Origin of the sequence: Sphingopyxis sp. RIFCSPHIGHO2_12_FULL_65_19 (assembly GCF_001830555.1) — a bacterium.
GTDB lineage: Bacteria > Pseudomonadota > Alphaproteobacteria > Sphingomonadales > Sphingomonadaceae > Sphingopyxis.
Genome location: NZ_MIAM01000057.1, coordinates 66,476 through 68,783, shown reverse-complemented (window position 1 = coordinate 68,783; position 2,308 = coordinate 66,476). Strand labels below are relative to the sequence as shown.

General features: G+C 66.2%; 2 protein-coding genes. Both read right to left on the bottom strand.

Annotated features, from left to right (window positions below):
- Nucleotides 1-22 precede the first annotated feature (22 nt).
- Nucleotides 23-1,294, bottom strand: a complete 1,272-nt coding sequence (locus A3E77_RS16245) for an efflux RND transporter periplasmic adaptor subunit (protein WP_293647834.1) — start codon at nt 1,292-1,294, stop codon at nt 23-25.
- Between the two features lie 391 nt (nt 1,295-1,685).
- Nucleotides 1,686-2,306, bottom strand: a complete 621-nt coding sequence (locus A3E77_RS16240; RefSeq protein WP_293647832.1) for a TetR/AcrR family transcriptional regulator — start codon at nt 2,304-2,306, stop codon at nt 1,686-1,688.
- Between the last annotated feature and the right edge of the window lie 2 nt (nt 2,307-2,308).

Genomic DNA, 2,308 nt, shown 5'->3' with positions numbered 1-2,308 from the left:
GCAAGCGGGAGGGGTGATTAGATCACTTCGCGAAAGTCGCCTGTGCCGACACCGGCTCGACCGCATCTGCCGTGCCTTTTGGCGGTGCCACCGCGGCGATCCGACCCGCTTTGGTCACCGCTTTGGTGCCGGGGCGGGCGAACTGATATCCGGTGATCACGACGCGGTCGGTCGGCGCCAGCCCGGCGCGGATGACGCGCAGGCCATCGACTTCGGGGCCGATCTCGACCGGTTTCGCCGCAACCATCCCGTCCTTGCCGACGACATAGACGATCTTGCGCGCCTGGTCGGTCTGCACCGCCGCGGCGGGGATCAGCAGCGCGCGGGTCGTCTGTCCGGTCGACAGGCGCATGTTGCCGAACATGCCGGGGGTCAGGAACATTTCGGGGTTGCGAAAGCTGGCGCGGGCGCGGATCGTCCCCGACCGCGGGTCCAGACCGTTGTCGGTGAAATCGAGCTGCCCTTTCCAGCGATACTCGCCCTCGTCCTGCAAGCGGACTTCGACGGTCGCGCCCTGGTCGCCGCCTTCGCGTTTCGTCTTCAGGAACAGGGCTTCAGAGCCCTGGAAGGTGAAATAGACGGGGTCGAGCGCGTTGATCGTCGTCAGCAAGGTGCCGCCGGCGTCGCCCGCCGACACCAGATTGCCCGCGTCGATCTGGCGATCCGAAATGCGGCCGGAGAGCGGTGCACGGACGGTGGTGAATTCGACGTCGAGCGCACGCGCCGCGATGCGCGCGTCGGCGCCGGCGAGCGCGGCATTGGCTGCGTTGACGCGCGCCCGGAGCCGGTCGATCTCGCTCTGCGACACCGCTTCGATATCGACGAGACGGCTGGCGCGATCAAGTTCCAGCCTTGCCAGCGCCAGGTCGCTGCGCGCACTGGCGGCCGACGCGCGCGCCTCGGCCAGCGCGGCGCGATACGGGCGCGGGTCGATGGTGAACAGCGGCTGGCCCTGGCGCACGATCTGCCCGTCGGTGAAGTGGATCGCGGTGATCGCGCCCGACACGCGGGGCCGCACCTCGACCGACTTCGATGCCTCGAAACGGCCGATATAATCGTCCCACAACGTCACATCTCGCGCGATCGGCGCGGCGACGGTCAGCACCGGCGCAGGCGCGGCGGCCGCCGGCGGCGGACCGGCGCGAAGCAGCCACCAGGCGCCGATGACGAGCACGAAAAATGCGCCAATCCACGCCGCGCGGCGGCCGCGGGCCGGATGGAGCAGGGTCCTGAGTTCACGGCGTACCTTCGCATCAGCGGGGTCAAGCTTTTCGATCGGGGTGTGGACGGTCATGAAAATGCCCTCTTCTCTTCATTCGGTTCGGCCGCGCGCGTGGCGCAGCAGGTCACGGCCCCGAAAGCGCATGCCTTCGGTCCAGTCTTGAAACATTCCTCTTTGCTGGACGGCCTGCTGCGGACAGCAGGGCAGCCCCTCCGGCCACGCGCATCCGAAAATGCCCATGCCGGCCCCCGTTATATCTTGCGGACAAGCGCCAACATGCGCCCGACCGGAACAGGACTCGCTCCCGGGAAAATATCTGATGATGAAAGTTCCGACCGCCGCATGATGCTTGTCACGCGGCGGCCGGTCTCGGGGGAGAGCTTATCTTTGTATACTGAGTGGTATATAAGTATTGCTGCGCTGCGTCAACCGCATTCTGTACCGGGCAGTAAAAATTTTTCTACTAGCGCCCCGGCCACAGCTTCAGACTGGTTTCGACCAACCGTTCGAGTTCGGCGCGCGTCGCGCCCGCGCCCGCCTGGACCGCCATGCCCTGGTTCACCGCAATCAGGAATTGCGCCAAGCCGTCGGGGTCGGTGTCGGGGGGGAAATCCCCCTCTTCCTTCGCCCGTGCGAATCGGTCGAGCATCGCGCGCTTTGCCGTGGCGCCGCGCGCGACGACGGCGTCACGAATGCATTCGGCCTCGGCACCGCACGCCACCGACGTGATGACGCCCAGGCAGCCGCTGGGATTTTCGGGGCAACTGTGCATGTCGAGCGCGCCGTACATCAGCCGTTCGGCGACCCCGCGCGCGGTCGGCGCCTCGAGCGCGGCGTGCATATAGTCCGCCTTTTCGCGCTCATAAAGATCGAGCGCCTTGTTGAAGAGCGCTTCCTTGTTGCCGAAGGCGGCATAAAGACTGGGCTTGGTAATCCCCATCGCCTCGGTCAAATCGGCCATCGAGGCACCCTCATAGCCCTTGGACCAGAAGACGCGCAGCGCCGCAGCCAGCGCGGCATCGACGCAAAATTCGCGCGGACGTCCCTTGTGCGATGGGGTGGCGGCGACGGTTTCGATTTCCATAA